The 5,088-nt window shown below is 48.1% G+C and carries 4 protein-coding genes; 1 reads left to right on the top strand and 3 read right to left on the bottom strand.

The genetic code is table 11. The features are described from left to right. Positions 1 to 153 precede the first annotated feature (153 nt). Entirely contained in the window at positions 154 to 321 is a 168-nt protein-coding gene (locus J0895_RS24580) for a hypothetical protein (protein WP_207090613.1), read from the bottom strand. A 705-nt stretch (positions 322 to 1,026) separates the two neighbouring features. Beyond that, positions 1,027 to 3,117 carry an FAD-dependent oxidoreductase gene (locus J0895_RS24575; RefSeq protein ID WP_207090612.1) on the bottom strand — a complete coding sequence of 697 codons (2,091 nt, stop codon included), beginning with the start codon at positions 3,115 to 3,117 and terminating at the stop codon, positions 1,027 to 1,029. 269 nt (positions 3,118 to 3,386) lie between these two features. Here J0895_RS24575 and J0895_RS24570 point away from each other — a divergent pair, with 269 nt between their 5' ends. Further along, on the top strand, positions 3,387 to 3,857 hold the full coding sequence (locus J0895_RS24570; protein ID WP_207090611.1) for a PAS domain-containing protein: 471 nt from the start codon (positions 3,387 to 3,389) through the stop codon (positions 3,855 to 3,857). On the opposite strand, the gene J0895_RS24565 is transcribed toward J0895_RS24570, so the two are convergent. Next, positions 3,835 to 4,272, bottom strand: coding sequence for an MgtC/SapB family protein (locus J0895_RS24565; protein ID WP_207090610.1), 438 nt, complete (start codon positions 4,270 to 4,272; stop codon positions 3,835 to 3,837). The genes J0895_RS24570 and J0895_RS24565 overlap by 23 nt on opposite strands. Between the last annotated feature and the right edge of the window lie 816 nt (positions 4,273 to 5,088).

The following is a 5,088-nucleotide window of genomic DNA, read 5'->3' as shown; positions in this document are numbered from 1 at the left end:
CTACAGCCTTGTCAAATTCTGGGAACGCGCAGGGTCTACTTAGGCCCTGGATAGCCGAGGGGAGTGAGTTATAGTGGAAAGGCGATCGCCCATTATAGACCCAGAGACTAATGCCCTGGCATCAAGCGATCGCCTCTCAATTAACTTTCCCAGTTAAAAGGCGTAAATTCGGCCTTTTTCATCGGTATAAAATCCCCGATCAATCCGTTCGCCAGTCATCGCCGGGCGAATGGCGATCATGACATCATTTCCGACTGAAGTAATATCCAAATGCAATTGCACTTCACTAGAATCTGCGGGCGCATTGATAAAAACGTTCAAATTGCGATCAAGATCGGTCTCAGATGTGGGGTTCAGCAGGAAATTGCCTAACCTAACCCTTGTTCCCGATCCTATTTGTCGAAATCCCCCATCTTGAAGGCTATAGTCCAATGAGATTCCGGCATTATTCACTAGGGTGAGATTTACCGGAAGGTTGACATTTACATCGGTTTCCGGTTGCCAAAATCCCGGTTATCGTCCTCCAGTTTCACTGGGTTGAGACATCCCCAAGGTGGAATTCAGTAAAACTGTTGCTACGATGGAGGCGGTTACAATGATTAAGCGCTTCATAATGTTTCTCTGTCAAAGTTTACAAAGAGTGCAATCGGTGGATTCGGATAAAATTCACAGAGGGCTAACCTGCTGCTTACGATTACTATAACTCTCTTTTTCACCCTTGTCATTAAACCACTAAACAAAGTCATCGTTTGTTCATTATAAGTGATTAAATTTGTTATTAATCTTATCAAATATTCCTTGACAATAACATTAAATTGTGCATTGTTTCTCATTCGGTTTAATATTCCGTTTTTTCTCCAGATTTCTACTCATTCCCAAACCAGAAAGCGCCAAAAACCCGGTTGCTTGTCCAGGAGAGGAAAGACAACCGGTTTTTTTTAAACAGTTTTTGCTCATTCCCAATAAAGAAAGCGCCAGAAATCCGGCTTTTTCTTCTAGGAAATTAATCCTATATCAACCGGCTGGTTATCGCCAATCTTCCCAAGTATTGTTGAAGATTGACGTGTTGGGAAAGGCAATGGGATTGCCGCTATCCACGAGGCGAGTTTGTAACTCTTCTAACTGGGCTTCCCGTCGGGGAAGATTGTCTACTAACTGATAGGGAAGAATTCCTTTTTTTAGGGAGAAATCGGCGGTTACTCCGGCTGCAACTCCAGCGGACCATTCAAAGGAATGAACCCGATAAGCAGCGGCAGCAATATGGCTGGTGGCGATACTTTTTCCAGCAATTAATAGGTTGTCAATCCGTTGGGGAATCAAGGCCCGTAGGGGAATTTGGAAGGGATAAGCGGTACCAGCGCCCCGACGTTCTCCCTCTAGTTCTGTGTTACCGGGTGCTTCCGGGGGCGAGAGGGTCATGCAGGGATGAAAGTCGATCGCATAGTGGGCAATTCCTACAGAATCAGGGAAAATTGTAGAGCGCGATCGCGAGGGTCGTTCGTCCAAATTCGGCTTTTGAGCGATCGCCTCTAAAGTTTGTAATCCCGAGAGGGATTCCCACAACCGGCGATAGTCCTCCGGCAACAAATTCATGCGATAAAACTCAGAAGAATAATCCGTCCGAGAAATATCAATTTCCCAAACGGTAAACCCATCAGGATGACCCCAACCAGGTCGTCCAATAATCCGCCGTCCCTCGCGTATATAAGGATATTTAGATAATCCATTAGCGGTTCCCATCGGCGAATCTAGCCCGGAAAGATAGCGATGATTTGGGTTGGGCTGTTTAACCCCATCTCCTAACTGAGAATCGGTAGTTCCCTGGACCAACCAATAGAAAAAGCCGATCGCGTGTTCTTCTCCTGCTTGCAGAGTTTCGGTTCTTAATCCTCCCATCCAACCCCCCGGTTCCAGTTGCCCGGTGGATTGCAACTGCTGTTGGGTATAGATTAAATTATCTTGAGCAGTTCCTGGTCGATAATCATTTCCCCAAGTCCAGTTTTGCATGGAGATATCCCCGGGATTAATGGGATATTGTCGGGGGTTGGAGGGGAGGGTTTTCTGATAGTTGGCACTCCAGATCCTGCGGTAGGTATAAACTAAATTAAAATCCGCTAATCGTTCCAGTTCATAACTGTAATAAGGCGCGTAACGGTCGTAAAAGGGCGGTTTAACGTGCTGTTGGGCTTCTTCGGTGGCCTGCATGGCAAAGGTATAGGTAAACCCTTGGGTGCAGTAGGGATTCCCGGTGGCACTGGAAGAAGAGGGTTCAAGAGGCGATCGCGGATCAACCCCGAGGCGGTAGGGTATATCCGCTAACCCGATCAGTTCCCCGGTTTCCGTAGCATCAATCACATACCATTGGGCCGGTTGTGCGACCGATGTAGCATTTCTAGAATTGCGATCGCCTGTCATTGGCACAAACCGCACAATGCTTTTATGAAACCGGGTGGAATTTTCGTAGCGATAGGCATCTTCCAGGATTTGCGAGAGGGATTCCGCATTCACTGGGGGCTGACCTGGGGCCGGTTTGATTTGAATCGCGATAGCACTTTGTATTTGTTTGCCCTCTTGAGTGGGAGCAATATCCAACTCTTTAATCACCGTATTGGGATACCATTTGAGAGTACCCTTCCCTCGTTTGGCGGCTCTTTCCAATTGGTCAAAGAGCAGTTTATGGCCGTCATACGGCATAAAACAGGATTCACTCACCCAACATTGGCCCGGGTTGAGGCGTCCATACTTGCGCCGGATACTCTCGCGAAATTCCAAGTATCCTCGGGGATAAAATAATTGTTGTCGTTGGGTGGGTCGTTCATCCAGGGCCGAAGTGCCTTGGGAGGAAATTTGACCCCCTACCCAGTCGGTAATATCGGTGATGCAAACTGTCCGACCGGCCAACAAGGACTCGTAGGCGCTGGCAGCACCCGCTAATCCACCCCCAGCGACTAAAATTTCACAGGCAATTTCTTGGTCTGGGGGCCGAGGGGGTGTGGCATCCGCTACGGAAGTCGCTAATGCTAGGGTGATTAAGCTCACGACTAGACTGAAACAGGACCGAGTGGGGGAGATGCCTCGAACGAGATGCTGTGGTAAAAGCTGCGATTGACGCTGCATAGGTATCGAATTGGGTAAGCTGGTAAACGGTGACTTTGAGAAAGGGGAACAGTAGCATCTGTAACAGTAGTATCTGTAACAGATGCTACTGTTCCTTCTTGTTCATGGTAGCTATACGGAGGTGAATTGGGGGATTCAGGTTGCAAAATTTGGCGATCGCCCTACTCTATTCAGTAGGTATTCAGGGATTGAAGGTCTTTAAATCGATTGAACCAGTGGAAAACTTAGGACGTTATTAACCCATGCACGTTACCTCATCTAATTTACCGATGAAACCATTTGAAACTACCGGATTTGAAGGGTCCCAGTCCTCGGAGTATCCCCCAAAGGAGAACGAAACTCTGTTGCACAGTATTGTTAATAATATTCCCGGGGCAATTTACCGATGCACCTATCAGGGCAACTGGAAAATAGCGTTCATTAGTAAAGGAATTGAACAAATTTCTGGATATCCAGTCTCCCATTTTCTCCACCATCCCATCACTCGATTTAAAATTCTTGTTCATCCCGAGGATCAGGAGATTGCCCAACAAACTGTAGAAGAGGCGTTATTATCTCAACAGCCTTATATTGTAGACTACCGAATTATCAAAGCTGATGGGACGATGGGGTGGGTGCGCGAAATCGGTCAGGGCATCTGCGATCGCCAGGGAAACCTTTGTGGATTAGAAGGTTCGAGACTCAAAAACTTATGTCATTCTATCAAAAATCAAGACATTATAGGGGTTCTATTTGTTTGACAACCCGGAGAATTACCCAACAGATTAAGGCACTGGCTAATCCGAGTTGCCACAATCCACAACCGATCAACAGTCCGAGGGCAGCCGCGACCCAAATGGCGGCTGCCGAGGTCAATCCCCGAACCCGATCGCGATCGCGCAAAATTGTTCCCCCACCCAAGAAACTGACCCCGGTAATAATGCCTTGAATGATTCGACTAAAGGCATCGGTACTGTCTAATGCAACACCGAGTTGTACTGGCAACAATGCCAAGAGAGTTGTTCCAAAAGTAACCAGCATATAGGTTCTTAAACCCGCTGGTTTATGTTCCCTTTCTCGATTGAATCCGATCACTGCCCCGACGAACAATGATAACCCGAGTCGCCCCAACAAGTGCAAGGTATCCACGGGAGCAAGGGTGCTAAGATTTGACACGGTAGAGTTAGCTTAATGGAGTCTGCATCCTTTACTGTACAAGGAAAAGGGTCAAAATGTCACCGAGTCCTCAGAGGGACCCGGACTAAACAAGGGGTTTCATAATTTAAGCTTATATTCACGATTCAGGGTATTTCCAGGGCATGACAACCATCATCAAATAAAAACCCGCACCCTGAAGGATTCTGTTGGCGAATCAAGAAAGAGACCTCTCCCCAAACCCCTCCCCTCAGAGGGGAGGGGTTTTCTGGCTCCCCCTTCCCTCTGAGGGAAGGGGGTGGGGGGGTTAGGTCTCCCGTTAACCAACAGAGTCCTGAAGGGTGGGGCTATACTAACAAAGCCCGTACTTCGACCCTTCGACCCCCTTCGACCCTTCGACCCTTCGACCCCCTTCGACCCCCTTCGACCCTTCGACCCCCTTCGACCCTTCGACCCCCTTCGACCCTTCGACCCTTCGACGGGGCTCAGGACAGGCGGGGCTCAGGACAGGCGGGGCTCAGGACAGGCGGGGCTCAGGACAGGCGGGGCTCAGGACAGACGGGGCTCAGGGCAGGCGTTGCTCAGTAGACCCCTGCGCGGGCTAAGGGAAAACCGACTTTTACCAACCGGATTTGGTCTCATGGGCTGAGTTTTGAATCGGGGAAACTCCATTTTATTTAAATAAGAAAAAATTATAAAAAGTTAAACTATGTCTTTAGATAGAGGTCACCCTAGGTTGAGTTATGGAAAAAAGATAAAAGAGAACAGTGAAAAAACCGAGATGGCTATGCCTAAATCGACGAATTCTCTCTCTTGCCCATGCTTGAATGAAATTCT

The sequence above is a fragment of the Phormidium pseudopriestleyi FRX01 genome (assembly GCF_017313335.1).
Lineage (GTDB): Bacteria > Cyanobacteriota > Cyanobacteriia > Cyanobacteriales > Laspinemataceae > Laspinema > Laspinema pseudopriestleyi.
The sequence above is the reverse complement of the archived record's forward strand: the minus strand, read 5'-3'. Positions and strand labels throughout refer to the sequence as shown.

Excerpts from the sequence above, each read along its gene's own strand:
- J0895_RS24575 (WP_207090612.1), bottom strand. The coding sequence starts at position 3,117 with ATGCAGCGTCAATCGCAGCTTTTACCACAGCATCTCGTTCGAGGCATC.
- J0895_RS24570 (WP_207090611.1), top strand. The coding sequence starts at position 3,387 with ATGAAACCATTTGAAACTACCGGATTTGAAGGGTCCCAGTCCTCGGAG.